This window comes from Actinoallomurus bryophytorum, from assembly GCF_006716425.1.
GTDB classification, from domain to species: Bacteria; Actinomycetota; Actinomycetes; order Streptosporangiales; family Streptosporangiaceae; genus Actinoallomurus; species Actinoallomurus bryophytorum.
In genome coordinates this window covers 7,067,791-7,094,537 of the sequence record NZ_VFOZ01000001.1, presented here as the reverse complement: position 1 = coordinate 7,094,537, position 26,747 = coordinate 7,067,791, and the positions used below count along the sequence as shown (strand labels likewise).

The window sequence follows — 26,747 nt, the reverse complement described above, 5'->3', positions numbered from 1 at the left end:
GTACAAGCATGCCGCCTGAGCAGCACGGATGAGGTTTTCGGCAAGCGCAGCGCTGGCTTGCGTAAACCGCTTCGAGGCTTACCTAGCAAGCCTCTTGAGTTCTTCAACCACCAAAAAAAGCGCCTCAACATAAGTACGATACTCGCCAACGAGTTGAACATCCTGAGTTGTTTTAGGGTGCACAAAATTGAGCGATCGTCGCAACTCATCTACTTTGACTATAATTTCATCTAGATCTGATATTTCTCGCGGGGATATATCGCGACTGTAAACACGCGAGGCCCATCCGGCAATATCGCCATCTATGGTAAGAAGCTCAGAATTCCAGTCTTTCAGCTCCTCCAGTAGTGGATAGTCTGGATATGGCATAGCACGAAACGCTAGCCAGGCACGCCCAAAGGCGGAAGTATTAGTCATGCCAGGTCACAATTTTCCCATCTGGAGTATAGATCCCTTCACCTCCACGCAATCCACCTCTGATCTTGATTCCCTCCCGACCATCCCATAGCTTCCACGGAACACGGTTCGGGGAATCCTGCGGTGTACGATCCCAGAGAGATTTGGCTTCTTGGGTATACTCCGCAAAACTTCTTCCCTTTCCATGCTTATCAAGGTGATAGTTGGCGGAGTCTTCAACGGTCCGCGATCTACCTCTATCCCAATGCTGCAGCGCATCGGCATCGGTCCCACAAAGTTCATTGTGGACGAGGACCGGTGTCGCCCCTACTTCCACGTAGAAGGTGTGAAGCTTGGCGATGGTAAGGTCGCGTACTACTGGATGGCTAGGGTAGCGGGTTGCCGCTACAACTTGAACTGGCCCACCGGAGGGGGTTCGAAGCGCTGTCCGGGGGGCGAGTTGGTCCGCGCGGGTCCAGGCGTGGCGAGCCGGGTCCCAGAACTTGTGGTGTTCGGTGGCGATGATGATGCCGGTGTGATGGCCTCGTTTACCGTCCGTGTCGATAGTGATCTTGATGAGGCCGGTGTAGTTGGTTCCACCGAATGCCGCCAGGACGGGCTCGGGACGAGTTTTCCCTGTTTTGGGGTCGGTCGCCAGAACCTTGTCGCCTGGTTTGATTTTTTCGATTGGTTTGTGTTTGCCGTTGGCGAGGCGTACCTGGGTTCCGGCGACGAAACTGTTACATGCGCGTCTGAGTAGTTTGAATGCTTTACTGGCTTTGATGAATTCTTTGACGCTGGTGAATAGTTCGCTGGCCAGCCCCCAGAGACGTTTGCCAAGCTTAAATCCTTTCGCCAACCTCCATGGCGCACCGTATTTTGCCAGAACTTTACCGATGAGGCCGCCGACCGAGGAGCTGAGAACGTTGATGGCGGTATTGACGCAGGCTCCCGTGTCTCCGTGTACGAAGCAGTTGAAGCCGTCGGTGATGCCGAGTTCTTCCGAAAGGATTCGGAGCAGGCCCATGGCGGCGTTGCGGATCTGGGCTTTCGCTGCGGCGAGTTTTGCCTTTGCCGCGGCGGCTGCAGCCGCCGCCGCGTCGTCGTTACTACTGCTACCGCCGCTGCCTTTGGGTGTGGGGGGTTTGCCGGACGGAAGGCCGGAACAGTCGAGGTATGAACAGGGGTTGATTATCTGGGGTATCAGCCCGGTGGGGTCGCTGAATGTGGCGGGGTTGTTACGGGCGTAGCTGTAGGGGTTGCGTTGTTGTGGGTCGTCGAGTTTTTGGAGTGGGTCGGGGCTGATGAAGCGCGCGGCGGTGGGGTCGTAGTAGCGGGCGCCGATCTGGTCGAGCCCGGTTCCTGAGTCTTCGACGTGATTCAGGAATCCGTGTTCGGTGGCGGTGATGTCGTCGCGGTCGCCGCGGTGGGCTCCGTAGGGGGTGTAGCGCTGCCGGTGGGCGGCGCCGGTCCAGCCCTCGATGGCGATTTGCGCGGAGCCTTGGGTGTCGGCCAACAGCCAGGTCGGGGCGGCATCGCCGGTCTTGCGGAGGGCGACGGTGGCATCACCGGAGGTGTAGTAGCGGGTGGCGGTCACCGTGCTTCCGGTGGCCTGCAGTTCCATCCCGTCCAGGTACAAGGTGGTGCTGGTGGGGTCTTTGCGGAGCAGCCGGTTGCCGTCGGTGTCGTAGATGTAGCTGGTGGCCTGACCGCCGGTGGTGGTCTTGGACAGTTGAGCGAGTTCGTTCCACTCCAGGCCAGTGCTGACACCGCCGATGGTGCGGGTTTTCTGGTTACCGGCGGCATCGTAGGTGTAGGTGTCGGCTCCGCCCGTGCTGGTGGTGATGGAGGTCTGGGCGTTGGGGTGGGCGACGCCGGCGCCTGGTGTGGCGTAGAAGTAGGTCTTGGTGACCCCGTCGTCGGCGAAGGTCTTGATGTTGCCGAGCCGGTCGTAGGTCCACGCCTGCTTGTACGGATCGGGGCCTTCGTTGTTGGCGGCACTCGAGCCGGTTGAGCAGGTGTTGGTGGTGGTCCAGGCATCCTTCAGCCGGTCCCAGCCGTCATAGCCAAAGCACTGGTGCTGCGGTTTGGCCACCCCGCCCACCACGGTGGTGCGATCGACCAGATCGGTGAGATTGTCGTTCAGGTCGTAGCTGTAGCCGTCGTCTTGGACCGTGGTCGGGGTGGGCGTGTCCGCGCCGGAAGTGGTGGTGAGAGTTTTGGGCAGGTACCGGTCCCAGGTGTAGTCGTAGGCGCGGGTGATGCCCCCGGCCGGGCCATAGGAGCGGCCAGCGATGTTGCGAGCGCCGATGTTGTAGGCCGTGGATTTGACGTAGGTGTAGCCGTCGGACCAGTCGCTGGTCAGCGTGTTTGGTAGGCCGAGGTCGTTGTAAGTGGTGGTCACCTTCTCGGCGGGCAGTCCTCCGGCACCCGGGTAGGTGATCGAGGCGGGTGCGCCGCCGGTGGTGTAGGTGTAGGCGTAGTCGTAGGTGTTGGCCAGGGCGCCTTCGCTGCCGGGGATGGTGATGCGTTTGCCGGTGGGCCGGTATCCGTCGTCGTAGCCGAGGATCTGGCTGGTGTAGGCGTTCCCGTCCGAGTAGCGGGTGGCGGAGGTGAGCTGGCCTTTGGCGAGGGTGTCGTAGGTGAACGCGGCGAGCCGGGTGCCGGTGTTCTCCTCCCCGGCCCAGACGTCGGTTTGGCGGTCCAAGCTGTCGTAGGAGTAAGTGATCTTCTGCCCGCGCGGGTCCGTGGCGGACTTCATCCGCCCGGCCAGGTCATAGGTCGTCGTCGCGGACCCGGAATCAGGGTCGTTCTCGCTGATCCGGCGATCCAGCAGATCATAGGAGTAGCCGGTGACGTTCCCCGACGCGTCGGTGATTCCGGTCAGGTTCCCGACCTTGTCGTAGGTGTAGGAGGTGTCGTAGGTGGCGCCATCGGACCCGAACTCCCGGACCTTCGTCGTATTCCCGGCCACATCCGTCCAGTACGTGCGCTGTGAGCCCTGAGGCGGAGTGACGGTGTAGGAGTCCCCTGCGTATGCGGTGGTGGTGTGCCGCCACATCGTCCCGTTGCGATAGGCCTTCACATCCACGGGGCGTTGCATCGGGTCGTAGTCGGTGGCGGTGAACGACGGGATCTGCGCGTAGTCCACCGCGACCATGCCCGCCCCGGCGGCACCGGTGTCGTCCTGGTACGGCAGTGAGGTTCCGAACACCAGGCCCCGGGAGTCGTAGACGGTCGACACCAGCGACCGGCTGGAACTCGTGCCCTTTTCCTGGGTCTGGCGCACCCGGCCGAGCCCGTCGTTGTAGGCGTAGCTGGTCAGGTAGGTGGTGCCGTCCTGGAGCTGTGAGGTGCTCACGCGCATCGGCCCAGTCGGCTGGGACCCGCCGGCCTGCCCCGGTATCAGGTAAGCGAACTGGTACGACGGGGTGTGGGCCGCATCGCCCGGCAGGGTCACGGAGGTGATGCGCCGGATGTCGTCGTAGGCGAGCGTGGCGGTCTTGCCGTTGACATCGATCGTCTGGTTCGGTTGCCCATCGGCGCGTGAGGGATAGGTGGTCGTCGTGCCGCCGAGCGGATGGGTCTCGGCGACCGTCAGCGGCCAGTTCACCGCCGGGGAATAGGTCGTGGTGCTGGTCCGGGCAGCGATCTGCGCCGATGTGGCGGCCGGGTCGTGCGGAGCCGAATCCGTCAGCACCCGGCCGTAGTCGTCATACGTCGCATCGCTGACAGAGTAATGGGAGGCGTCCGCCCACGTTTGTGTCTGCGTGGCGTTCCCATCATGGATCCCGGCGTCATTCGCCGCCGCGCTCGTAGCGCCGTCATAGTAGGTGACCGTTTTGGAGAGCAGGGTGTCGGTGGCATCGCAGTCGTCGCCGGCCCGGGTTTCGGCGCTGTCGGTGAAGTCCCACAGGTAGAAGTCGGCGTCGTCGCGGACGGCGTAGCCGAACTTGGTGCAGGTGTTGTCGGAGACTCCTAGTTCGCCGTAGTCATCAATCTGCAGGGGCGCGCCGTAGTAGTCGCTGTAGCGGGTGTGGGATTCGACCTGCCGGAAGGTGCCGTCAGTGAGTTTGGTGCGGCCGTAGGCGCCGGTCTGGCGGGCCAGGTAGGCGTTGTGCGCGCCGGGCCCATCCCAGGTGTCGCGGTAGTAGGTCGCCCAGTCGAACCGCTGAGAGGCGATCTCGGCATAAGTGCGGTTGGCCGGATCAGCATCCCATGCGCTCGTCATCCGCCAGTGACGCTCTTGGACCTTGTTGCCGCGCAACGCCAGATGATCGGTGTGATCGATGCTCTCGTAGTCGGTGCGGACCGCCGTCTTGTGGGTTCCGTCGTCGTTGGGGTCGTTGTCCAACCCCTGAAAGTACGTGGTCGTGGCCACCGACAGTTCGTCAGGGTTGGCGGTGTCGTTGCCCTCGATCGTGCGGACCGCTCCGTAGCCGCGCCAGTCGTTCCAGTCCCAGGCCGTCTGCGGCTGTTCGTAGTCGCGGTTGTGACCCCATCCGGGTTTGGACAGGTCGTATTCATACCGGGTGACCTTGGTAGCGGCACCCGTCACGTTGTCGACCTCATCGACGCGTTTGAGGAGGAACTTGTGCCAGGCGGCGTGCTGTTCGGCGCCGCCTTCGGGTTTGTACCGGGAGGGGAAGCAGTCTTCCTTGTTGTTGTCCCAGTTGTTCTCTTTGTTGTTCTTCCAGGTGGTGAAGCCGGCGTCGCCGGGGTTTGGGCAGGGGTTCTGTCGGCCGAGCGTGACGTTGATCTGCCCGCCCATACCGTTCAGCACCGTGCCGATCCGCGGCATCCACATGCGGGCCTGGCCGGCGGATTCGTTGTAGTCGACGCGGTTCCACTTCCACTGTTCTTCGACGTTGAAGTTGACCACCGGCAGGGCGACCTCATCGACGTCATCGCCGAACGCGCCGACGAGACGGATGTGATCAAGCCACAGCACGGCGTCGGTGGTCCCGGTCGGGTTGGCGTATTTGAACCGCAGGAAGATCTTCGAAACGTTGTCCCAGTCCGCCGCCCCGGTGTCGTTCAGCGCTCGCGTATAGGTCGTGATCTTATCCAGCCGGTACGTCGAGAAAAACGTCGGTGAGTACTTGGAGCAGGATGAGGACGAGCACATCTGATCGACCGGGACATCCGGATAAGAATCAGGGCTCGAACTGAACCCCGGACACACCTCTGACGAGTACGGGTCGTTGTAGGGGTCGTCTTTTACAGTGCGCTCGACACACCGGTTCACGACCGTGAAATGCACCCACCCGGTGAGCTGGTCATCCGCGGCGTTCGTGTTCGAACCGTAGTACATGTCCTCCAGATAGCCGCCGCGGTCGTAGGAGTGAATGTTGCCCGAGGCGAACCGCTTATAGTTATTGACCTCATTCACCCAGTAGTAGTACTGGCTGTTCTCGTTACGGTCGATGACCCGGTCGAGATTCCACCGCCACGTCTGATTCCTCGACTCCGGAGCCACGTCGTTGTGCGGCTCCCCCGCATCGTCCCCAACGACCGGCACCACCCAGTTCGAATGCGTCGAACGCGTGGCCCCGTCCGCGCCCGGGCCCTCCCCGTAGCCCATCCAGTATTGGGTGCCATCCCCAAGGGTGATTCGCCACCACTCGTGGGTCTCATCGGCGTTATGGCCATCGAAGCGATGCTCGATCCGCCATTCGGGGTGGTCGACGACCTTGTAATCCCCGCCTGCGGTCTTGACCATCTCCCCGCCCTGACCGGCCACCGAGATCACATACGAGGCGCCGTCCGCGGCGTTGGTGCCCGACTCGCCGTCATGCTTATCCGGGGACTCCCAGCACAGATCACCCCACGTGTCGTGCCCGTCATCGGCGCACGAGCGGTACTTACGCTCGATGTACCCGACACCCAGCTCCCAGCCCATTCCCACCCAGGACGCCTGAGTGTTGGTGCCGGCCGTACGGCCATCCACCGATCCCGAGTCGTAGGAGAACGCCAATGACGGTGCGGAACCGCCTACTGAGGGCGGGGTCGGCACGGGATAGGAGTAGGTGAAACTCCCTGTCCCGCCCCCGGATGCCCATTTGCCGGAGGGGCTCAGATCGGTGGCGCGGTAGTCACCCGCCGATCCTGAGGCCGAGGTCGTCAGCGCGTATACCGCACCCGTACCCTCGCCGTCGGCGGCCCGCTGCTGGGCGGCTTCGGTGGTCAGGCCAGAGACCGGTGCTCCGGTGTCCACATCCGCGCTGATCACGCCACGATTCAGATCATTGACCACACTTTCGACCTGCAGCGGCGCCGCGCTGCAACGCGGTTCGGCCGGAGTGGTGACCGCGCACCCGGGCAGCCGCACCAGCTGCAGCCGGTCGGCGAAGTTACCCGCGAACGCGTGCCGGAACCCCGAATAATCCAGACTCACCCGCACCGGCCCGTCAGCGGCCAGCCCATCGCTGCGGGAGATCCGGAACGCGTATCCGACTCCGCCCACCGCTTTGACCCAGTCCTGGCCGAGCATCTCCATCCGAACCCGGCGCGGTGGATCCTGAACGGCCTCCCCATCGGCCCTAGCCGAGGCGGCCTTACTCTGCGACGTCTGACCCTGCACCCGCATCGCACCCTGCGCGGCCGCAATGGTCACCGGCAGACTCCCCACCCGGGCCGGCTGCCCTCCGCTCACATCCACCTCAGCGGTACCCGCGCCCGGAAATGTGGGCTTGCGCTTGGCCACCTGCCCCGGATTCAAGGTGTACGCGTCGATCGGATCCGGTGACGGCGAACGCTCCGTCACCGCCTTACCGTGAACCACAGGCTCTTTCTCGCGCGCCGCCGTATCAGCTCGCGCCGGTGAGGGCACCTGCACCGCCACCAACGCCACCAACACCGCGACCGCCGCAACGATCGCCACCAGGCAACGAGACCGGCCAAACGACACGAGCCACCTCCGCGCGCCGAGACGCCGGCCCCCGCAGGCGTATTCGTGATCAACACAAGAGGTAACACCGCGACCTTTACCGGCACAATGTCCAGGTTTGGCCTCCGCTTTACGTTTCCTACTTGCTTCGTTCTCGAGCCCGCATGCCGGCCGACTGCTCCGGGCGCACCTCCGGGCGACTACGGAAAGCGAAAATGGCACGCCCAGCGACCTGAGCATGCCGATCCATGCTCTCCCTCACGCCGAGGCTCACGGCCGTCAAAGCCCCAAGCCAGCTACCGCGGAGCGATCGAATCGTTGTCACCGCGAGCCGGGAGTGATCTATGTCACCTTGCCGGATGTTGTACTCCGGGTGACGATCCGGGCGACCTCGTGCCGTGTATCAGGCGAAGGGAAACCCGTTGCGCCGACTCCTACGCACCATCACCAGCGCCCTGGCCACCACTGCGATCCTGCTGGCCATCGCCTGGCCGGGCGCAGCACAAGCCCCGACACCAGCGACCGCGCACAAGCAGGCGCCACAGACCCAGGCGGCCACACGCAACGAGCAGAGCTACGCCTACGGCTCCCACGTACGGCAAAAACTCGATGCCTACTGGTACAGCTCCAGCACCACCCAGCCCGCCGTCGTGATCCTGCACGGCGGCTACTGGTACGAAGACACCAGCTGGGTCACCTGGTCCCGCTACTTCACCGACCACGGCTACGCCGCCTTCTCCGCCGACTACCGCCTCGACTTCGACGCAGGATGGCCCGCCCAGCGCACCGACGCACTGGCCGCCATCGACTACGTCAAAGCCCACGCCACGACCTTCGATATCGACCCCAACCGCATCATCGTCCTGGGATCCTCAGCGGGCGGGCACCTGGCCACCGTCGTCGGCACCTATGGCGCCGCCGGCGCCCGCGTCAAAGGCATCGTCGCCCTCTCCCCCGTCGCCTCCCCCTATCGCGCATGGAACGACGGCAACCACGAAGACAGCACCGCGGCCGAACGCAAACTCCGCGACAACGCCGCGATCCTCGCCCGCTGCTACCCCGACCCCGACGACCTCGACACCACCATGCACCCATCCTGCTGGGACACCTGGAAAGACATGGTCGCCAAAAACCGAGCCTCCGGCGCCGACGACGCCCCCATGTACCTCATCCACTCCGAAAACGACTTCGTCCCCGTCACCCACTCCACCGACCTCGAAACAGCCGAAGAGACCGCCCACGACATGCCGAGCAACGGCATCACCGTACAAACCGTCCCCGGCTCATCCGCCCACGGCGGAGCCCTCCTCGACGAACCCGGCATAATCGACTCCATCCTCACCTGGATGAACCAACACGTCTAAGGTCGGCGGGGTTCATCTGACGCCGCAGCACAGCTCGTCATCACACCAGGGCGGGCACTGCCTCGCTGACAACGGACCGCAAACCGACGAAGCGCCTCCCCTGGCCGCCGTCCGGCTCGAAAACCCACCTGTGCCGCTCGAATATTGGATTCGAATGCTGACCGGCAGGTTCAGACGGGAGGCAGTCTGGGCATTTCGTGGGCACTCGATCGGCACACCCCTACCGGTCGCGTGCCCACGTTCTGTCCCCGCCCGAGAGCCGGCCCTAGGACAAAACTGTGTCCGGCTCCGGATGAACTCCGCCGCCAAAGCGAACGAGTTCGGGCGATCGGATCGATAGAGCCAAACCTCCACACGGGGGAATGCGAATCATGCAGAACGTCGTCTCAGGCCCCGAAGAACGCCTATAACAAACCGCGCTCCCCCGGGTTCGCTGCTCCCGCTGCTCCCGCCCGGAGCGGGGGCCACGGGAGCAGACATGGTTCCCGAACCGTCCCGAACAAGCGCCAACTAACATCGACGTACGGCGCTGACCTGCGACGCCTCGAAAAACTGCAGGTCAGCAATTGATCGGCACGACCTTGACACGGTAGAGGTCACTGGTTCAATCCCAGTATCGCCCACCAGGTTTCACCTGGTCAGCAACCCGGACACCAGATGTGGTGGCCGGGATTTGATCGTCTGACCATTAATTGACCGTGGCCCATGTTACGACGCCGTCGCCCGACTGATGTCGGCGCGAGTCCGGGCGAACGCCTCGAGTGCCGTCTCATCAGCATCCGGCAAAATGTGCAGGTAACGTTCGGTAGCACGCAGACCAGCATGGCCGAGACGTTCCCGGACGGTCTGCCGGTCCGCTCCCCCTGCCGGCATCCAGGATGCATGAGCGTGTCGCAGGTCCCGGGCTCGGACCCTTCGATCGATACCAGCCGCCATGGTCGCAGGATCCCGGATCTGCCGTCGAAGCCGCCCGAGATCATGCCTAGGGTCGCGGTGGCGCGGTCAACCCGGCCCACCATCGTTAGCACCACCCCGGCGGCCAGGCTGAACGCGACAGTCAGCGCCGTGACGGCGGCCAGCAGGACGGCCGTTCCGCGCCGCGTGGTGCAGCGCCACGACTCAGGGAGGCGCCGATCACCATGCCGAGCACCGCGTGACAGCCGCGGTTGATCCGAGACGGGACCTGATCGACCACGAGCCCGCTCATCGCACCGCGAACCCGACGGTCAGCGGCAAGCAAATGTAAGGCGGCACGACGGATTCGGCGACCTCGCCGGCCACGGAGACCATGAGGGCGACGGCCACCCATGTCCAACACCGATGCGACGAGAATCGTGTGATCGGTGCGGATTCGGCCCTGCGCGCCCGCTGGGCGTATCGGCTTCACCCGACCGTCGTACGCTGGCACTATGCGGATCGATGACCGGTATCCACTGGTCGAGGCAAGGCCCCGATGAAAGTCCGGCGCCCCCGTGCACGGATCACTCACGATAGGTTCGCCCGGGCCGTCCGCGCCATCGTCGAGCCCCTCCGCCGACGCGTGACGAGCGCGGAGTGGGAGCCTGAGTCCGACGAGCCCGAGGGCCCGCAGGGCGAGGTTGGCGGCGAAGACGCCTTTGAGTCCTTGCTGGCGGCTCTGGAGTTCTGCCAGATCCAGGTCAGGAATCTCGCGGACGAGCAGGTGGCGGTCCGCCGGATGGCGATGCTGGCCGCCCAGGAGGCACCGCCGGAGAAGATCTTCCGCGCGGTGTCCCGCGAGATCGGCGAGCTTCTCGGGACCGACTACGTGGTCATCAACCGCTACGAGCCGGATGACACCACCGCGTCGGTCGGCCACTGGAGCCGTCCGAGCAGCCCCGACGTCATGCCGCCGCTGGCCGGACACTGGCCGATCGAGAACGGATCCGCGACCGAGATCGTGGCTCGGACCGGCGAGCCGGCGCGGATCGCCGACTACACCCACGCCGAGACCGAGATGGGTGAATGGGCGCGCGAGCGCGGCCTCAGGTCCGTCGTCGCCTGCCCCGTCATGGTCAAGGGGCGGGTTTGGGGGATGATCGCCTCTCTCAGCACCGAAGCGCAGCCCGAGGACACTGAGGCGCGCATGCTCCAGCTCGGTGTGTTCGCCAGCGCCGCCATCGACAACGCCGAGATCGGTGCCGAGCTGCACGCCTCCCGTGCCCGCGTCATCGCGGCCTCCGACGCGACCCGCCGCCGCATCGAACGCAATCTTCACGACGGGGTGCAGCAGCGGCTCATCTCCCTCGGGCTTCAGCTACGCACGGCGGAGGCGTGCCTCGAACCCGGGCAGGACGTGCTCAGGAATCAGCTGGCCCGGACCACTCAGGGTCTGACGGACGTCCTGGAGGACCTGCGCGAGATCTCGCGCGGGCTCCACCCGGCGTCGCTCTCGCGTGGTGGGCTGCGGCCCGCCCTCAAGTCACTGGCGCGCCGTTTCGCGATACCGGTCGAGCTCAACGTGAGCATCGACGGGCGCCTGCCCGAGCCCATCGAGGTGGCGGTCTACTACATCGTGTCCGAAGCACTGACCAACGTGCTCAGACACGCGCACGCGAACAGCGTCCGTGTCGACCTGTCCATAGACCGGGGAGCGGTACGTGTCTCGGTCTACGACGACGGAATCGGCGGCACCGAGCTCGGCGGCGGATCAGGGCTCATCGGCCTGAAAGACCGGACCGAGGCCCTGGGCGGAACGTTCCAGCTCGAGAGCCCCCCGGGCGAGGGCACGTCGCTGCTGCTCAAGATCCCGCTGCCCGACTGAGGCTCGCGGCCGCCCGCCACTCCGGTGCGAGCACCGACCAGACCTCCGCGCCGGCCCGCCGTCCCGGTGCAGGTAGCTCCCGGAGCACGCCGTCCGTTCGCATTCCGAGCCGCCGGGCCACGGCGATCCTGGCCTCGTTCGCCATCATGACTCCGGCAGCAGTGCATGGTAGTCCGGTGGCAGCTGGACGGTGACGTCGAAGTACTCGTCGTCCCCTACCGCCTCGCGCAACGTGGCGAAGACCGCGCGGGCGTACTCACGTGCCTCGAACGGGTCCACGCCCGCCAGCTCGGCGATGCGGTCCACGAACCGGTCCAGCGGCATCCGTCGCGCGGTCCCGCCGCTCGTGACACGGCCGCGTCTGAGTAAATCGTGCAGCGCGACCGGAAGCCGCGAGATCAGGTCGTCCACCTCGCCGCCGGCGATGCGTTCGGCGAGCGCCTCCAGTACGGCCTCAGTGGCGCGGCGGGCCTCGTCGGCGTCGAGGCCGGCGCGTTCGGCGACCTTGGCCAGGAAGTCTTCGGCCGCCATGACGCGGAAGAACCTGCTCTGGGCCTCGGCGACCAGCGGCGCGAAGCCCCGGGGCAGTTCGGCGGCCATATCGGCGATCTCGTCGCGGCTGACCGCCCTCCCGAGCGCGGAGAAGACGGCGTGCGCGTGCCGCTCGGCAGTCTCGATGTCAACACCCTCGCGCTCGGCGACGCGGCGCAGGAACTCATCGATGTCGAAGCCTTCGGCGGCGCGTTGGGTGTAGAGCCAGGGCTTCATCTCCGCGGGAAGCTGTTCGAGGAGGTCGCGAGCCTGCCCGGGTGACAGGCGCTCGGCCAGCGTCATCAGGGTCGCCCGCGCGGCGCGTTCGGCCAGGTCGCCTTCGATGCCGCCTTCGCGCTGCGTGGCCTGGATGAACTCACGGTAGTCCACGGTCACTCCTCCCCGCTCAGGAGCCGGCCTCGGCGGCGTGCGACGAAGGACCACACTCCCACGAGCGTGTTTTCGGGCAACCGATCAGGGACCGCGCGTAACCGATGCCCAGCGGACTCGCATCGGCCGGCTCTCCTCAGCGGGTGGAGGTCAGTGGCCCTTGCCCTCACGGATCGCCGCGGCGATGCCGTCCAGAGCCGTCGCGACGGCGAGCGTCGCCTCGGCCTGCGCGGCCAGGAGCTTCTCGCTGCTCACCCTCGGGTCCAGGGTGAGCGCCTCGGAGACGAACAGGCGGGCGGCGCTCACATGATCCGCAACTGTTTCCATGCCTGGGACGCTATTCGCCGCGGGCCGGCGCGACATCCCTAATTCGGGTAGTGAACCCGGAGCCGGCAGGGTCAAGAAACGGTCCAGTGCGGCGCGAGGGCCGGTGGCGGGAACGATGAAGGGAAAGTCCCGAGCCGGAGGTGACTGCGATGACGATGCTGATCGAGACCGCCGTGGAACGCTACAGGTTCGTCTGCGGGCGCTGCGGGCACTCCTGGACGGCGGACTATGACGTGCAGTACGTGAGCGACGACGTCGGCGCGACGTTCGCCTTCTACCGGCTCGACGGTAGTCCGGTTCTGCCCCCCACCGGCGGTGAGATCATCTGTCCCAACTGCGGCGCCATGGGCGTCACGGCAATCCCCGAAGGGCGCCGCGACAGCCCGCCCGCGCGCTTGGACAGCGACCAGCCGCGCCGGCGGGTCACGACCAGCCCGGAACAGCGCCGTGCGTCGGTTCCGCACCTGTCGGCGGCGGGCGAGCGTGACGACGGCCCTGTGATGTGATGGAGGATCGCGAGCCTCGACCAGGTCTCCGCCGGCCGGGCCGTAGTCGGGATCGGGGCCGGTAGGAACCTTGAGGAGATGCGGAACCACGGCACCGACCCGAAGACCCGGATGGCGCTGCTGCGTGAGCGTGTGCAGGCGATGAAGGAGATCTGGACCAAGGACCAGGCCGAGTACCACGGGACGTTCGTGAACTTCGACCCGATCTTCTGCTGGCCCAAGCCCGTACAGCGCCCGCATCCGCCGATCGTCGTGGGTGGCAACGGGCCGAAGGCGCTTGACCGCACGCTGGAGTACGGCGACGGCTGGATCCGCGCCTCGTCGGCGAACTGGGCATCGACCAGTACGTCGTAGCGGTCGGCCACGATCGCGGGAACCGCGGCGAACGACTGCCGCTGCCACACTCGTGCGACCGCCGCCCAGATCAGGCCCAGCACGATGCCGAGCCCGACCGCGTAGAGCACCGATGCCGGGGTCCACGGGCTGACGATCAGGAACACCAGTCCGACCAGGAGGCCGATCCATCCGCCGGTTACCGCTCCGGTCACGAGTGCCCGGCCCTCCTCGTCAACGGTCAGGCGATCCAGACGCCGCCCTCCTGGCGCGCGTACACGGAGTGTGTGATGGTCTTACGGTGCGTAAGTATCTGCTGGTAGGAGTGCCGGGAAGCGGTAAGAGCACCCACACCGCCATGCTGACCCGCGACCTCGACCTCGTGCGGATCAGCGCCGGGGACATCCTCCGGTGGCATGTCGGCCACCACACCAAGATCGGCGCACGCGTGCGGCAGGCCATGGCGGCCGGTCGGCTCGTCGACGAGTCCCTCGTGGAAGGAGTCATGCGTGAGCGCCTGGAGCAGCACGACTGGAACCACGGGTTCGTCCTCGACGGGTTCCCGCGGAACCAGCGGCAGGCGGAGTTCTTCCTGGAGCGGTACGACCTCGACGCCGTCATCTGCCTCGACGTGCCCGACGCGCAGGCTCGCGACCGGGCGCTGTCGCGACGGATGTGCGGTGACTGCGGCCTCGACTACAACCTCATCGGGGGCCGGCCCCGCTGCGAGGGCGTCTGCGACTCCTGCGGTAGCCACCTCGAGACGCGGGAGGACGACACCCCCGAGGTGCTCACTGCCCGGATCGAGGACCACCGGGAGAGCATCGCCGCGCTGCTCGACCGGCTCCGGCGCAAGGCTCCGGTCTTCGTCGTCGACGCGAGCCGCGATCCGGAGACGGTCCAGGAGGAGATCCGTACCCTCCTGGGGCTCCCCTCGCACCGTTTCGGCCGTCAGCAAGGCGGGGATCAGCCCTAAATAGGCATAGTCAGGGGGGAATCATGCCTTATCAATCGGTCAATCCTTACAGTGGTGAGGTCGTCGCCACATTCGCGGAGATCACCGACGCGGAACTCGAGAACGCCCTGTCACGTGCCCGGTCGACGTACGAGGAGTGGCGTCGGCGGAGCTTCGACGAACGAGCGGCCGTCACCAGGCGTGCGGCCCGGATCCTGCGTGAGCGGCGGGACGAGTTCGCCCGTCTGATGACCCTGGAGATGGGAAAGCTGATCGGCGAGAGCGTCGAAGAGGTGCTCCTGAGTGCGGACATCTTCGACTACTACGCCGACAACGCCGAGGACTTCCTCAAGCCGGTCCCGATCGACACGCGTGAGGGCGAGGCGGTCGTCGTCAGCAGCCCACTGGGTGTCCTGTTCGGGGTGCAGCCGTGGAACTTCCCGTACTACCAGCTGGCGCGGTTCGCGGTTCCCAACGTGATGGCGGGCAACGTCGTCATGGTCAAACACGCGTCGAGCGTTCCCCGGTCCGCACTGGCCTTCGAGGACCTCTACCGCCAGGCCGGTGCGCCCGACGGCGTCTACACCAACCTTTTCGTCACCAAGGAGCAGGTCGGGAAGGTGATCGACGATCCGCGCGTGATGGGAGTGGCGCTGACCGGCAGCGAACAGGCGGGCAGTGTCGTCGCCACGCGCGCCGGCCAAGCGATCAAGAAGACCACCCTCGAACTGGGCGGCAGCGACCCGCTGATCGTCATGCCCGACGCCGATCTGGGTCCGACGGTCCACTGGGCCGTGTGGGGCCGCCTCAACAACTGCGGGCAGTGCTGCGTGGCCACCAAACGGCTCCTCATCCACGAGCAGATCGCCGACAAGTTCCTCGAGGAGTTCGGCGCGGCCCTGAGCGGGCTGGTCGCCGGCGACCCCATGGACGAGCGGACCACGCTGCCGCCGATGTCGTCCCAGTCGGCCGCCGACCACCTTAAGGCGCAGGTGGCCCAGGCGGTCGAGTACGGTGCCCAGGCGACCGAGGTCGGCCCGCCCGTGCCGGAGACCGGAGCGTTCGTCCGGCCGACGATCCTCACCGACGTGAGCCGTGACAACCCGGTCTACGGCCAGGAGCTCTTCGGCCCGGTCGCGATGTTCTTCAGTGTCCGCGACGAGGATCAGGCGATCGCCATCGCCAACGACACCGGCTTCGGGCTCGGTGGCGCGGTCTTCACCTCCGACATCGAGCATGGCAAGGAGATCGCCCACCGCATCGAGAGCGGCATGGTCTTCATCAACCATCCCACCTGGACCGCGCCCGAGCTGCCGTTCGGTGGCATCAAGCGGTCCGGTTACGGGCGGGAGCTGTCCTGGCTCGGCATCCAGGAGTTCGTCAACAAGAAGCTGATCGACGTCGTTCCGCTCGACGCCACGCCGTGAGAATGACCGGTCACGAGCGCTACCAAGGTTGAGGATGCGCCGGGCCGGGCGGACAGAGAGTGTCGTTGTAGGAGCACGTATCGAGCTTGGTACACCACGGCCACGGGCGGCCGTCCCGCTATCGCGTCCGACTCCGTCCGCGGCGTTGACCACGGACCGGAACACGGGGGGTGTGATGGCGCAGGACACGAGGGTTCACCCGGAGGCGGCGGTCCGGTGCGCGAACTGCGGGAAGCAGAACCGCGTGCCCACGGCCGCCGAGGGCGTGCCGCGGTGCGGCAACTGCCACGAACCGCTGCCCTGGATCGTCGAGGCCGACGACGACACGTTCGCCGACGTCGCCGAGCGCGCGTCGATCCCCGTACTGGTGGATCTGTGGGCGCAGTGGTGTGGTCCGTGTCGTCAGGTGACCCCCGCGCTGGAGCAGGTCGCGCGGGACCTTGCCGGCCGGTTGAAGCTGGTCGAGGTCAACATCGACCTCTCCCCGAAGACGCAGGCGCGCTTCGACGTACAGGCGGTGCCGACGCTGCTGCTGATGCGCGGCGGGAAGGTGCTCGACCGGCAGGCTGGAGCGGCGCCGGCCGCGGCGCTGCGCGCGTGGGTGGAGAAGGCCCTTGCAAGAGACACCTGACCTGCACGGCGCGTACCCACGCCTCGACGCCGGCGAGATCGACCGGCTCGCGGAGTACGGCACCCGCCGCCCGACCCGTTCCGACGAGACCCTCGTACGCGAGGGCGACCATGACTACGACTTCTATGTCGTCACCGCCGGCACGGTGGCGGTGCTGGAGAGCGGCGAGGTCATCCGGGTGCACGGCAGGGGCCGGTTCATCGGCGAGCTCGGCCAGCTCACCGGCCAGCCCGCGTTCTTCACCGCCGTCGCGCAGGAACCCGGCGAGGTGGTGCAGGTGCCGATCGCCCTCCTGCGCGAGCTGATCGCCGCCGAACCGTGGTTCGGCGACATGGTCCTGCGCGCCTATCTCGTACGCCGGTCGTTGCTGATCGAACTCGGCGCCGGACTCCGGATCATCGGTTCCCGGTTCTCCACGGACACCCGGCGTCTGCGTGACTTCGCCGCCCGCAACCGCCTGCCGTACCGATGGATCGACCTGGAAGAGGACCGGGAGGCCGAGTCGCTGCTGTGCCAGCTGGGCATCCCGCCCCACGACACGCCGGTGGTGATCCTCTTCGGCGACCAGGTGCTGCGCAATCCTAGCAACGCCGAGCTGGCCCTGGTCACCGGACTGCCCGTCCCCGACCAGACCACCGAGGAGGAGGTCTGTGACCTGATCGTGGTCGGCGCCGGGCCGGCCGGGCTCGCGGCCGCGGTCTACGGTGCGTCCGAGGGCCTGGACACGATCCTGTTCGACGCGATCGCGACCGGCGGCCAGGCCGGCACATCGTCCCGCATCGAGAACTATCTCGGCTTTCCGGGCGGCATCTCCGGTGGTGAGCTGGCCGAACGGGCGGTCATCCAGTGCCGCAAGTTCGGTGCCCGGCTCGGTGTCCCGGTCGAGACGACCGCGCTGGAGAGCAACGACGGGTCGTACGCCGTCCGGCGCGCCGACGGTGGTTGTGTCCGAGCCCGGTCCGTCGTGATCGCGACCGGTGCCCGGTACCGACGGCTGGCCGTACCGGGCCTGGATCGGTTCGAGGGCCAGGGTGTCTACTACGCGGCGACCGAGGTGGAGGCGCGGGCCTGCCGGAAGCGGCCGGTGGCGATCGTCGGCGGCGGCAACTCCGCCGGTCAGGCGGCGCTGTTCCTGTCCGGGCACGCGGCGGTGGTCCGTCTCTTCATCCGCGGCGGTGATCTCGCCGAGAGCATGTCCCGGTACCTCATCGACCGGATCGAGCGGAACAAGGCGGTGGAGGTCTACCTGCACACGCAAGTGTGTGAGCTGCTTGGTGACCGCGCGCTGGAGAAGATCGTCGTCCTGGACGGCCGTACCGGCGGGCGGCGCGCCTTCGAGACCAACGACCTGTTCGTGTTCATCGGCGCGGATCCGTGCGTCGCCTGGCTGGCCGGCAATGTCGACCTCGACGAGAAGGGCTACGTCCGCACGGGCCACGGTGACGCGCTCCCTCTGGAGACCAACCTGGCCGGCGTGTTCGCCGTCGGCGATGTGCGCAGCGGCTCGGTCAAACGCGTCGCCTCCGCGGTGGGCGAGGGCTCGATGGCGGTACGGCTTGTGCACGAGCACCTGGCGCGCTGACGCCCCGTCGGATTGCGGAATGCGGGACGAGTACGCGGCCGGTAAGGCTCGACAAGAGGAGGCGGTCCCATGCGACCGAGTGCGGTGGCCCGGTTCCAGCGGCTCTTCCGGGCCGCGGCCGGCGTCGACGTCGACAAGAACGACCTCAAGCGCTACGACGACTTCATCGACCGGAAGATCTACGACCTGCTCCTGATCGGCCAGGCTCACGCCAAGGCGAACGCTCGGGACGTCATCCAGTCCTCCGACCTGCCGGTCACCAAGGGACTTCAGGAGTCCATCCACGCTTTCCGAAAGCTCGACGAGGAGATCGAGCTGAGGCCCATTCTGGAGGAGCTGGCCAAGCGGCCGCCGCTCGACCTGGCACTCGCAGAGGAGACCGGGCAGGCGCTGCCGGAGATCGCCGGTGGGCTGACGCTCGCGCTCGCGCGCGCCTTCACGATCATCGAGCCGGAGCGGAGAAACCCCCAGACGGACCAGTGGGTGAGGGTGACCGCCCTCTTCGATCTTCTGTTGTGATCCCGGAAGCGTCGGCGATGGCAAAAATTCGCCAGAACTGGCAGATGTGAGGATGCGCCGGACGCCCACGGCGACAAACGTCGTATCGGTAGAGGGTTTCATTCCCTGGAAATTCGTGACCTAGGAGCTATGGACCTAGGAAATGAGAAATACGGCGCGGCTACGCCGTAGGGGCGCTTCGAGTACCACGTCTACCTGCCTCGGTGACATCGACACTGACGCCGTACGGGCGGAGCTGCCCGAGACGAACCAACATCCAGATCGCGGACTGATCGGGGTCATCCCGGCGTCCGCGGCGGGCGCCGTGATCCGGCCGATCGTTACGGAGGTAGGTCATGCCGAAGGCTGCGGGGATTGATCTAGGAACGACGAATTCGGTGATCGCGGCGATGGTGGATGGCCATCCGGCCGTGGTGCCGAACAGTGAGGGGTCACGGACGACGCCGTCGGTGGTGGCGTTCACTCCTGAAGGTGAGCGTCTCGTTGGGCAGTTGGCACGGCGTCAGGCGATCTTGAACCCGAAGGGGACGATCTATTCGGCGAAGCGGTTCATCGGGCGGCGGTTCGACGAGGTGTCCAGTGAGTTGACCGCGGTGACGTTCGATGTGGTACCTGACTCGGACGGCGCCGTGCGGTTCTCGGTGAAGGGAAAGCTGTACGCGCCGGAGGAGATCTCGGCGTTGATCTTGCGGAAGCTGGCCGACGACGCGGGCAAGTTCCTGGGTGAGCGGGTGACCGAGGCGGTCATCACGGTTCCGGCGTACTTCAACGACGCGCAGCGGCATGCGACGCGGGACGCGGGGCGGATCGCGGGGCTGGAGGTGCTGCGGATCATCAACGAGCCCACCGCGGCCGCGCTGGCGTACGGGATGGACAAGAAGGGCAACGAGACGGTTCTGGTGTTCGATCTGGGCGGCGGCACCTTCGACGTGTCGATCCTGGATGTCGGGGACGGTGTGGTGGAGGTCCGGGCGACCTCTGGTGACGGGCATCTGGGCGGGGACGACTTCGACCGGCGAATCGTGGACCATCTGGCCGAGGAGTTCCAGCGCGACACCGGCATCGACCTGCGCCAGGACCCCCAGGCGTTGCAGCGGTTGTTCGAGGCGGCCGAGAAGGCGAAGGTGGAGCTGTCCTCGGTGACCCAGACCACGATCAACCTTCCCTTCATCACCGCCGACGCCTCCGGACCCCAGCATCTGAACACCACGTTGATGCGCTCGACGTTCGAGCAGTTGATCTCGGATCTGCTGGAGCGGTGTGAGGGGCCGCTCCGCCAGGCGATGGGGGATGCGAAGATCACCGCCGATGACATCGACGAGGTGATCCTGGTCGGGGGCTCCACCCGGATCCCGGCGGTCCAGGCCCTGGTGCGGCGGTTGACCGGTGGCAAGGAACCGAACATGACCGTCAACCCCGATGAGGTCGTCGCGATCGGCGCGGCGATCCAGGCCGGGGTGCTCAAGGGCGAGGTCGAAGATGTCGTCCTGCTCGACGTCACACCGCTGTCACTGGGACTGGAGACGTTGGGCGGGGTGATGACCAAGACCATCGAGCGCAACACCACGATCCCGGCCCGCCGCAGCGAGACCTTCTCCACCGCCGATGACAACCAGACCGCGGTGGACGTGGTGGTGCTGCAGGGAGAGCGCGAACGCGCGGCGGACAACCGGACACTGGGGCGGTTCCGGTTGGAGAACATCCGGCCCGCCCCTCGGGGGGAGCCGCAGGTCGAGGTGACCTTCGACGTGGACGCGAACGGGATCTTGAACGTTTCGGCGAAGGACAAGGACACCGGGGCCGAGCAGGCGATCACGATCAGCGAGAGCACGAATCTCGATCAGAGCGAGATCGAGCGGATGATCCGGGACGCCGAGCAGCACAGCAGCGAGGACGCGCGGGTGCGGGAGGCGATCGATGCGCGTAACGCGCTGGACTCGGTGGCCTACCAGGTTGAAAAGCGCCTGAACGAGCTCGGTGACCGTGTTGCCGAGCATGAGGGGGCGCGGGCGCAGATGCTGGTCAACGACGCCCGCCAGGCGGTCAAGGAAGAAGCGCCGATCGACCGGATCCGGTCCCTGACCGCCGAGCTTCAGCAGGTCTACCACGGGCTCACCGCCGCCGCCGGCGCAGGCGGGCCCGAAGGCACTGGCGCGTCTGGTGGGCCCGGTAGGCCCGGTGGGCCCGGTGGGCCCGGTGGTGGACCGCAGCAGCCTCCGCCCGGTGGCGAGGACGTGATCGACGCGGAGTTCACCACTGATGAGTGACATGCGCAACGGCGGCCCCGGCAAGGGAGCACCCTCGCCGCAGGAACCGCGCGCGTGGCCAGACGAACTGGGCGGCCGGCCTGCCCAGCCGCAGGCCGGCGAGCCGCGCGAAGGCCCCCGGCCCGCTCAGGCGGAAGGCGACCGGTCCGGCCGGGCAGAACCCGGTGCGGAGGACGCGGCATCGAGGATTTCTGAGTTGGAGGATCGGTGGCGGCGGGCGTTGGCAGATCTGGACAACTGCCGTAAACGTGCGGTGCGTGCGCTGGAGGAGGAGCGCGGTGCTGAACGTGCGCGGGCTTCGGCGCAGTGGCTGCCGGTCCTGGACAACCTCGAACGTGCTCTGGAACACGCTGAGGCCGAGCCCGGGTCGGTGGTCCAGGGGGTGGCCTCGGTACTGGAGCAGGCTCGTGAGGTGATCGGCCGGTTGGGGTTCCCGCGTCAAGACGATGAGGGCGCCGCGTTCGACCCGTTCCGGCACGAGGCCGTCAGTACTGTGGCCGGCGCGGACGCGGCAGAGGGCACGGTCGTACGGGTGCTGTCGCCTGCCTACGGCGTGGGTGAACGGCAGTTGCGGCCGGCGCAGGTGGTGGTGGCCAAGGGGTCAGGCGATGGCGCCGCCCCGTGACTTCTACGCCGACCTGGGGGTCTCGCGGACGGCGAGCCAGGAGGAGATCCAGCGCGCCTACCGCAAACTCGCCCGCAAACTCCACCCCGACGTGAACAAAGCCCCTGAAGCCGAAGAACGCTTCAAGGATGTTTCCGAGGCCTACGCGGTGCTGTCCGACCCCGAGCAGCGTAAACGCTACGACGCGTTCGGCGCGGACTTCCGCCGCGTCCCCGAAGACGTCGACCCCGACACCTGGTCCCGTGCGGGTGCGGGTGGCGCCGGGGGTGGGGGCTTCGGGGGCTTTGAAGGAGGCGTCGGGGGCATCGATTTCGAGGACCTGTTCGGCGATGTGTTCGCCCGACGCCGGCACGGTCCCGGGGCGGGCCGGCGCAGCGGCGGTTGGGGCTCCATGCCCGGCGCGGACCAAGAAGCCCAGGTCGAATTGTCGGTGGAGGAGGCCTACCACGGCACCCGCCGCAAACTCACTCTCTCCGGCCCCGAAGGCACCCGCACCGTCGAGGTCGACATCCCGGCCGGCGTCACCGACGGCCAGCGCATCCGCCTGGCCGGCCAAGGCGCCCGCGGCACCGACGGCGGGCGATCCGGAGACCTGTACCTGGTGGTCTCCATCCGCCCCGACGACCGCTACCGCGTCGAAGGCCGGAACATCTTCACCCGCCTCCCCGTCACCCCCTGGGAAGCCGCGCTCGGCACCACCGTCGCGCTGGAGACCCCCGGCGGGGAGACCAAGGTCAAGGTCCCGCCCGGGACCTCCTCGGGCCGCCGGCTACGGCTGCGCGGACGCGGCCTGCCCAACCCCCGCGGACAACCCGGCGACCTGTACGCCGAAGTCCAGATCATGGTCCCGCCCAAGCTGAGCGACCAGGAACGACGGCTGTTCGAGCAACTCGCCGCCACCTCCACCTACAACCCCAGGGAACGGCCATGACACACGCACTCATGCGCCCACTACGCCTCGACCTGGACACCTTCGCCTGCCTGTGCGGCACCCACCCGGAACTCATCCGCCGCCTTGTCGCACTCGACCTCATCCACGCCGAACACGACACCCACGGCGCCCTGTGGTTCATGCCCGCACAAATCGCCGAAGTCGGCCGCATCCGCCGACTCCGCTCCACCCTCCCTCTCAACTACGCCTCACTCGGGCTTGTATGCGACCTGCTCGACCGCATCGCCGCACTGGAGTCCGCCATGCAGCATCGTTCGAGACGTCTGGGAGACCGATCATGGACATCAACAAGCTGACCGAGAAGTCGCAGCAGGCCCTCAAGTCCGCGCAGACCCATGCGGTGGAGAGGGGGCACAGTGACGTCGACGCCGAGCACCTGACCATGGCGCTGCTCGACCAGCCGGACGGTCTGGCACATCGCCTGCTCGAGCAGGCCAATGTCGATCCCAGTCTGCTGCGGACCGAGATGGAGAACCAGCTCGGCAGACGGCCCCGGGTCGCGGGACCGGGAGCTGCCCCCGAGCAGGTGCACGTCACGCCGAGGCTCGGACGGGTGCTGGAGAAGGCGTTCGAGGAGGCACAGCGGCTCAAGGATGACTACGTCTCCGTCGAGCATCTGCTGATGGCGTTGATCGACGAAAGCGTCATCACCGGGGTGCCAAGGGAGAAGTTCCTCGAGGCCGTCACGGCCGTACGAGGGAACCAGCGGGTGACCTCCTCCAACCCGGAGGCGGCCTACGAGGCACTGGAGAAGTACGGACGAGACCTGGTCGCCGAGGCGCGCGAGGGCAAACTCGACCCGGTCATCGGACGCGACACCGAGATCCGGCGCGTCATCCAGATCCTGTCCCGCAAGACCAAGAACAACCCGGTGCTGGTCGGCGATCCTGGCGTCGGCAAGACCGCCATCGTCGAGGGGCTCGCCCAGCGCATCGAACGCGGCGACGTACCCGAAGGGCTCCGCGGAAAGACCGTCTTCAACCTCGACCTGGGCGCGCTGGTCGCGGGCGCGAAATACCGCGGCGAGTTCGAAGAACGCATGCAGGCGGTGCTGGCCGAGGTCAAGGCCTCCGCCGGGGGGATCCTGCTGTTCGTCGACGAGCTGCACAATGTCGTCGGCGCCGGCGCCACCGAAGGCTCGATGGACGCGGGCAACATGCTCAAGCCCATGCTCGCGCGCGGCGAGCTCCACATGATCGGCGCCACGACCCTGCAGGAGTACCGCAAGCACATCGAGAAGGACGCCGCGCTCGAACGCCGCTTCCAGCCCGTCATGGTGGACGAGCCATCGGTCGAAGACGCCATCTCGATCCTGCGTGGCCTGCGTGAACGCCTCGAGGTCTTCCACGGCGTCAAGATCCAGGACTCCGCCATCGTGGCCGCCGCCGTCCTCAGCCACCGCTACATCGCCGACCGGTTCCTGCCCGACAAGGCCATCGACCTGGTCGACGAGGCATGCGCCAAACTCCGCACCGAGATCGACTCGATGCCCGCCGAGCTCGACGAGCTCACCCGCCGGGTCACCCGTCTGGAGATCGAGGCGGCGGCGCTGGAGAAGGAAGAGGATCCGGCGAGCCGGGCACGGCTGGAGGAACTGCGCCGGGAGCTGTCCGAGCTGCGCTCTCAGGCGGACGCCATGCGGACGCAGTGGGAGGCCGAACGGCACACTCTGCGGCGACTCCAGGAGCTACGGCAGGAGATCGAGCAGGTCCGCCGCGACGCCGACCAGGCCGAACGCGAGTACGACCTCAACCGGGCCGCCGAGCTACGCCACGGCCTGCTGCCCGAACTCGAACGCCGCCTGAATGCCGAAGAGGAACGGCTGCTCAGCAAACAGGGCGAGAACCGGCTGCTGCGCGAGGTGGTCACCGAGGATGAGATCGCCGCGATCGTCGCGCGCTGGACGGGCATCCCTGTCAGCCGCCTCAAGGAAGGCGAGCGGGAGAAGCTGCTGCGACTCGAGCAGATCCTGCATGAGCGGGTCATCGGCCAGGACGAGGCCGTACGGCTCGTCACCGACGCGATCATCCGCGCCCGTTCGGGGATCAAGGACCCGCGCCGGCCGATCGGCTCGTTCATCTTCCTCGGTCCCACCGGCGTGGGCAAGACGGAGCTGGCCAAGGCACTCGCCGAAGCACTGTTCGACACCGAGGACAACATGGTGCGCCTCGACATGAGCGAGTACCAGGAGCGGCACACGGTCAGCCGCCTCGTCGGCGCGCCGCCGGGCTACATCGGCTACGAGGAAGGCGGCCAGCTTACGGAGGCGGTCCGCCGCAAGCCGTACTCCGTCGTGCTGTTCGACGAGATCGAGAAGGCCCACACCGACGTCTTCAACACGCTGCTGCAGGTGCTCGACGACGGCCGCCTCACCGACGCGCAGGGGCGTACGGTCGACTTCCGCAACGCGATTCTGATCATGACCTCGAACATCGGCTCGGACCTGCTGCTGGAGGGCGTGACGCCCGATGGAGAGATCAAGCCTGACGTCCGGGACGGGGTCATGCGCGCGCTGCAGATGCATTTCCGGCCCGAGTTCCTCAACCGGGTGGACGACATCGTGCTGTTCAGGTCGCTGACCCAAGCCGAGCTCGAGCAGGTCGTCGACCTGATTTTCAACGACGTGCGTGAACGCCTGGCCGAGCGCCGTATGACGCTGGAGGTCGGCCCGGAGGCCCGGGCGTTCATCGCTCGCGAGGGCTTCGACCCTGTCTACGGGGCCCGGCCGCTGCGCCGCTTCATCGCCCGTGAGGTGGAGACCCGCATCGGGCGTGCCTTGCTCACCGGCGAAATCCAGGACGGCGCGGTCATCCGGGTCGAGCTGGAGAACGACCGGCTCGTCGTCCGGCACGAGAACCCGCCGGAGGCGACGGAGACCACCGCGGCATGAGCCGGACCGGTCGCCATGTGACGACCCCGCGGAGCCGGATCGGCTCTGCGGGGGCTGGTCATTCAGCGCGTTGTTGCAGGTCAGCTGGAGTTCGGGTGAAGGACGACCTTCGTCCAGCCGTTGTCGCGGCGATCGAAGTGCTCATAGCCCTCCGGCGCCTGGTCCAACGGCAGCTCGTGCGACACGATCCACGACGGCTTGGCCTGGCCCGTACGGATGAGGCGCATCAGCTCGCGGTTGTAGGCCTTGACGTTGCACTGGCCGTTTCCGATGCTCTGCCCCTTGAACCAGAACAGACCGTAGTCGAAGGCGACCTCGCCCTCCTTGTACAACGGGTCGGGGCTCTGCGGGTCCTGCGGTACGAACACCCCGACAACACCGATGGAGCCGGCGAAGCGTACCGATCTGACCAGGTTGTTCAAGGTCATGTTCGGATGCTCGTGCCCCTGCGGGTCGTGAGCCTGGTAACCGACGCACTCGCAACCCCGATCGACTCCGGCGCCGTCGGTCCGGTCGAGGATCTGGTCGACGGGCGAGCCCTTCGAGTCGTCGATGGGAATGGCACCGATCTCCTCCGCGAGCCGGAGGCGGTCCGGGTGCCGGTCGACGACGAAGACCTTGCTGGCGCTCTTGAGCTTGGCGGACAGCGCCGCCATCAGGCCGACCGGCCCGGCGCCGTAGATGGCGACCGTCTCCCCCGCACGCAGGCCCGCGAGCTGCGTAGCGTGCCAACCCGTCGGGAAGATGTCGGACAGCATGACGTAGTCGGTCTGCCGCTCCTCCGCCTCCGGCGGCAGGACGAGGCAGTTGAAGTCGGCGTAGGGAACGCGGAGCAGCTCGGCCTGCCCGCCGTTGTAGGGCCCCATGTCCGCGAAGCCGTACGCGGCCCCCGCCACATTCGGATCCGGGTTCGCGATGAGGCAGAAAGCGGTGAGCCCGTTCTCACAGTTCTCACAGAAGCCACAGCTGATGTTGAAGGGCATGCAGACCAGATCGCCGACCTTGACCCGATCCACCGCCTCACCGACCTCCACCACCTCACCCAGGTTCTCGTGGCCGAGCACGCGACCGGTCTCCAGGTCCGTACGGCCTTCGTACATGTGCAGGTCAGAGCCGCAGATATTGGTGGTGGTTATCTTCACCAGCGCGTCCGTCGGCCGTTCGATCCTCGCGTCCGGCACATCCTCGACCCTCACCGTTCGCGGCCCTTCGTACACCACGCCTCTCATAGCGAAACCTCGATCCCCTCGATTAGTGAAAAGCGGCCAGAAGCCGCACGTCATCGAGCACCCCGCCGGAAAACAATCCCCGCAGACATATCCCCCTTTTTCGAGTTTCTCATCCATACAGCCCATGTCAACATAGCGACGGATTATTTACT

21 protein-coding genes are annotated in these 26,747 nt (G+C 66.6%); 14 read left to right on the top strand and 7 right to left on the bottom strand.

The genetic code is table 11. The annotated features are described in order from the left end of the window. Nucleotides 1-78: 78 nt before the first annotated feature. Together FB559_RS32800 and FB559_RS32795 are read right to left on the bottom strand one after the other, a co-directional pair. Nucleotides 79-417 carry a hypothetical protein gene (locus FB559_RS32800; protein WP_141960820.1) on the bottom strand — a complete coding sequence of 113 codons (339 nt, stop codon included), beginning with the start codon at nucleotides 415-417 and terminating at the stop codon, nucleotides 79-81. Further along, nucleotides 410-7,279 (bottom strand): RHS repeat-associated core domain-containing protein, encoded by a 6,870-nt coding sequence (locus FB559_RS32795; RefSeq protein WP_141960819.1) that lies wholly within the window; start codon nucleotides 7,277-7,279, stop codon nucleotides 410-412. The genes FB559_RS32800 and FB559_RS32795 overlap by 8 nt, the downstream gene beginning before the upstream one ends. Before the next feature lie 428 nt (nucleotides 7,280-7,707). On the opposite strand from FB559_RS32795, the gene FB559_RS32790 reads away from it, so the two are divergent. Beyond that, nucleotides 7,708-8,649 (top strand): alpha/beta hydrolase, encoded by a 942-nt coding sequence (locus tag FB559_RS32790; RefSeq protein ID WP_221640291.1) that lies wholly within the window; start codon nucleotides 7,708-7,710, stop codon nucleotides 8,647-8,649. Nucleotides 8,650-9,357: 708 nt separating this feature from the next. Here the strand turns inward: FB559_RS32790 and FB559_RS32780 are convergent. Beyond that, the gene (locus FB559_RS32780) at nucleotides 9,358-9,585 is read right to left on the bottom strand and encodes a tyrosine-type recombinase/integrase (RefSeq protein WP_141960818.1); all 228 of its coding nucleotides are present in this window, start codon (nucleotides 9,583-9,585) and stop codon (nucleotides 9,358-9,360) included. Nucleotides 9,586-10,189: 604 nt separating this feature from the next. Between FB559_RS32780 and FB559_RS32775 the strand changes: the two genes are divergently transcribed. Further along, nucleotides 10,190-11,431: a GAF domain-containing sensor histidine kinase gene (locus tag FB559_RS32775; protein ID WP_185792513.1), complete on the top strand. Its 1,242-nt coding sequence runs from the start codon at nucleotides 10,190-10,192 to the stop codon at nucleotides 11,429-11,431. 144 nt (nucleotides 11,432-11,575) lie between these two features. Here FB559_RS32775 and FB559_RS32765 read toward each other — a convergent pair whose 3' ends face one another. Both FB559_RS32765 and FB559_RS44230 read right to left on the bottom strand, forming a co-directional pair. Continuing rightward, nucleotides 11,576-12,352, bottom strand: coding sequence for a DUF2267 domain-containing protein (locus FB559_RS32765; RefSeq protein WP_185792512.1), 777 nt, complete (start codon nucleotides 12,350-12,352; stop codon nucleotides 11,576-11,578). 150 nt (nucleotides 12,353-12,502) lie between these two features. Beyond that, on the bottom strand, nucleotides 12,503-12,679 hold the full coding sequence (locus tag FB559_RS44230; protein ID WP_185792511.1) for a hypothetical protein: 177 nt from the start codon (nucleotides 12,677-12,679) through the stop codon (nucleotides 12,503-12,505). A 149-nt stretch (nucleotides 12,680-12,828) separates the two neighbouring features. On the opposite strand from FB559_RS44230, the gene FB559_RS32760 reads away from it, so the two are divergent. From FB559_RS32760 to FB559_RS32730, 7 genes are all read left to right on the top strand, one after another. Next, the gene (locus FB559_RS32760) at nucleotides 12,829-13,185 is read left to right on the top strand and encodes a hypothetical protein (protein WP_141960815.1); all 357 of its coding nucleotides are present in this window, start codon (nucleotides 12,829-12,831) and stop codon (nucleotides 13,183-13,185) included. 6 nt (nucleotides 13,186-13,191) lie between these two features. Beyond that, nucleotides 13,192-13,539, top strand: coding sequence for an LLM class flavin-dependent oxidoreductase (locus tag FB559_RS32755; protein ID WP_141960814.1), 348 nt, complete (start codon nucleotides 13,192-13,194; stop codon nucleotides 13,537-13,539). 280 nt (nucleotides 13,540-13,819) lie between these two features. After that, nucleotides 13,820-14,494 carry an adenylate kinase family protein gene (locus FB559_RS32750; RefSeq protein WP_141960813.1) on the top strand — a complete coding sequence of 225 codons (675 nt, stop codon included), beginning with the start codon at nucleotides 13,820-13,822 and terminating at the stop codon, nucleotides 14,492-14,494. Nucleotides 14,495-14,517: 23 nt separating this feature from the next. Beyond that, nucleotides 14,518-15,900: an NAD-dependent succinate-semialdehyde dehydrogenase gene (locus FB559_RS32745; RefSeq protein WP_141960812.1), complete on the top strand. Its 1,383-nt coding sequence runs from the start codon at nucleotides 14,518-14,520 to the stop codon at nucleotides 15,898-15,900. Nucleotides 15,901-16,075: 175 nt separating this feature from the next. Next, complete coding sequence (locus FB559_RS32740; protein WP_141960811.1) at nucleotides 16,076-16,531, top strand: thioredoxin family protein; 456 nt, start codon at nucleotides 16,076-16,078, stop codon at nucleotides 16,529-16,531. Continuing rightward, nucleotides 16,515-18,113 carry an FAD-dependent oxidoreductase gene (locus FB559_RS32735; RefSeq protein WP_221640290.1) on the top strand — a complete coding sequence of 533 codons (1,599 nt, stop codon included), beginning with the start codon at nucleotides 16,515-16,517 and terminating at the stop codon, nucleotides 18,111-18,113. The genes FB559_RS32740 and FB559_RS32735 overlap by 17 nt, the downstream gene beginning before the upstream one ends. A 69-nt stretch (nucleotides 18,114-18,182) precedes the next feature. Further along, entirely contained in the window at nucleotides 18,183-18,632 is a 450-nt protein-coding gene (locus FB559_RS32730) for a DUF1931 family protein (RefSeq protein WP_141960809.1), read from the top strand. Nucleotides 18,633-18,792: 160 nt separating this feature from the next. Here the strand turns inward: FB559_RS32730 and FB559_RS45845 are convergent, their stop codons facing one another. Then, nucleotides 18,793-19,095 (bottom strand): hypothetical protein, encoded by a 303-nt coding sequence (locus tag FB559_RS45845; RefSeq protein ID WP_246122646.1) that lies wholly within the window; start codon nucleotides 19,093-19,095, stop codon nucleotides 18,793-18,795. Between FB559_RS45845 and dnaK the strand changes: the two genes are divergently transcribed. Genes dnaK through clpB form a run of 5 tightly spaced genes read left to right on the top strand, consistent with a single transcriptional unit; the run spans nucleotide 19,022 to nucleotide 25,366 of the window. Continuing rightward, nucleotides 19,022-20,899 carry a molecular chaperone DnaK gene (gene dnaK / locus FB559_RS32725; protein ID WP_246122620.1) on the top strand — a complete coding sequence of 626 codons (1,878 nt, stop codon included), beginning with the start codon at nucleotides 19,022-19,024 and terminating at the stop codon, nucleotides 20,897-20,899. The genes FB559_RS45845 and dnaK overlap by 74 nt on opposite strands. Further along, on the top strand, nucleotides 20,892-21,524 hold the full coding sequence (locus FB559_RS32720; protein WP_141960807.1) for a nucleotide exchange factor GrpE: 633 nt from the start codon (nucleotides 20,892-20,894) through the stop codon (nucleotides 21,522-21,524). The genes dnaK and FB559_RS32720 overlap by 8 nt, the downstream gene beginning before the upstream one ends. Next, nucleotides 21,508-22,455 (top strand): DnaJ C-terminal domain-containing protein, encoded by a 948-nt coding sequence (locus FB559_RS32715; protein ID WP_141960806.1) that lies wholly within the window; start codon nucleotides 21,508-21,510, stop codon nucleotides 22,453-22,455. Before FB559_RS32720 ends, FB559_RS32715 begins: the two co-directional genes overlap by 17 nt. After that, a complete protein-coding gene (locus tag FB559_RS32710; RefSeq protein ID WP_141960805.1) occupies nucleotides 22,452-22,772 on the top strand; it encodes a chaperone modulator CbpM in 321 nt (106 codons plus the stop codon). The genes FB559_RS32715 and FB559_RS32710 overlap by 4 nt, the downstream gene beginning before the upstream one ends. After that, nucleotides 22,754-25,366 (top strand): ATP-dependent chaperone ClpB, encoded by a 2,613-nt coding sequence (gene clpB, locus FB559_RS32705; RefSeq protein WP_141960804.1) that lies wholly within the window; start codon nucleotides 22,754-22,756, stop codon nucleotides 25,364-25,366. Before FB559_RS32710 ends, clpB begins: the two co-directional genes overlap by 19 nt. Before the next feature lie 80 nt (nucleotides 25,367-25,446). Here the strand turns inward: clpB and FB559_RS32700 are convergent, their stop codons facing one another. Beyond that, complete coding sequence (locus FB559_RS32700) at nucleotides 25,447-26,595, bottom strand: glutathione-independent formaldehyde dehydrogenase (RefSeq protein WP_141960803.1); 1,149 nt, start codon at nucleotides 26,593-26,595, stop codon at nucleotides 25,447-25,449. Nucleotides 26,596-26,747 lie beyond the last annotated feature (152 nt).

Excerpts from the sequence above, each read along its gene's own strand:
- FB559_RS44230 (WP_185792511.1), bottom strand. The coding sequence starts at position 12,679 with ATGGAAACAGTTGCGGATCATGTGAGCGCCGCCCGCCTGTTCGTCTCC.
- FB559_RS32760 (WP_141960815.1), top strand. The coding sequence starts at position 12,829 with ATGACGATGCTGATCGAGACCGCCGTGGAACGCTACAGGTTCGTCTGC.
- FB559_RS32745 (WP_141960812.1), top strand. The coding sequence starts at position 14,518 with ATGCCTTATCAATCGGTCAATCCTTACAGTGGTGAGGTCGTCGCCACA.
- FB559_RS32780 (WP_141960818.1), bottom strand. The coding sequence starts at position 9,585 with ATGGCGGCTGGTATCGATCGAAGGGTCCGAGCCCGGGACCTGCGACAC.
- FB559_RS32720 (WP_141960807.1), top strand. The coding sequence starts at position 20,892 with ATGAGTGACATGCGCAACGGCGGCCCCGGCAAGGGAGCACCCTCGCCG.
- clpB (WP_141960804.1), top strand. The coding sequence starts at position 22,754 with ATGGACATCAACAAGCTGACCGAGAAGTCGCAGCAGGCCCTCAAGTCC.
- FB559_RS32740 (WP_141960811.1), top strand. The coding sequence starts at position 16,076 with ATGGCGCAGGACACGAGGGTTCACCCGGAGGCGGCGGTCCGGTGCGCG.
- FB559_RS32710 (WP_141960805.1), top strand. The coding sequence starts at position 22,452 with ATGACACACGCACTCATGCGCCCACTACGCCTCGACCTGGACACCTTC.
- dnaK (WP_246122620.1), top strand. The coding sequence starts at position 19,022 with ATGGTGGATGGCCATCCGGCCGTGGTGCCGAACAGTGAGGGGTCACGG.
- FB559_RS32800 (WP_141960820.1), bottom strand. The coding sequence starts at position 417 with ATGACTAATACTTCCGCCTTTGGGCGTGCCTGGCTAGCGTTTCGTGCT.
- FB559_RS32730 (WP_141960809.1), top strand. The coding sequence starts at position 18,183 with ATGCGACCGAGTGCGGTGGCCCGGTTCCAGCGGCTCTTCCGGGCCGCG.
- FB559_RS32715 (WP_141960806.1), top strand. The coding sequence starts at position 21,508 with ATGGCGCCGCCCCGTGACTTCTACGCCGACCTGGGGGTCTCGCGGACG.
- FB559_RS32700 (WP_141960803.1), bottom strand. The coding sequence starts at position 26,595 with ATGAGAGGCGTGGTGTACGAAGGGCCGCGAACGGTGAGGGTCGAGGAT.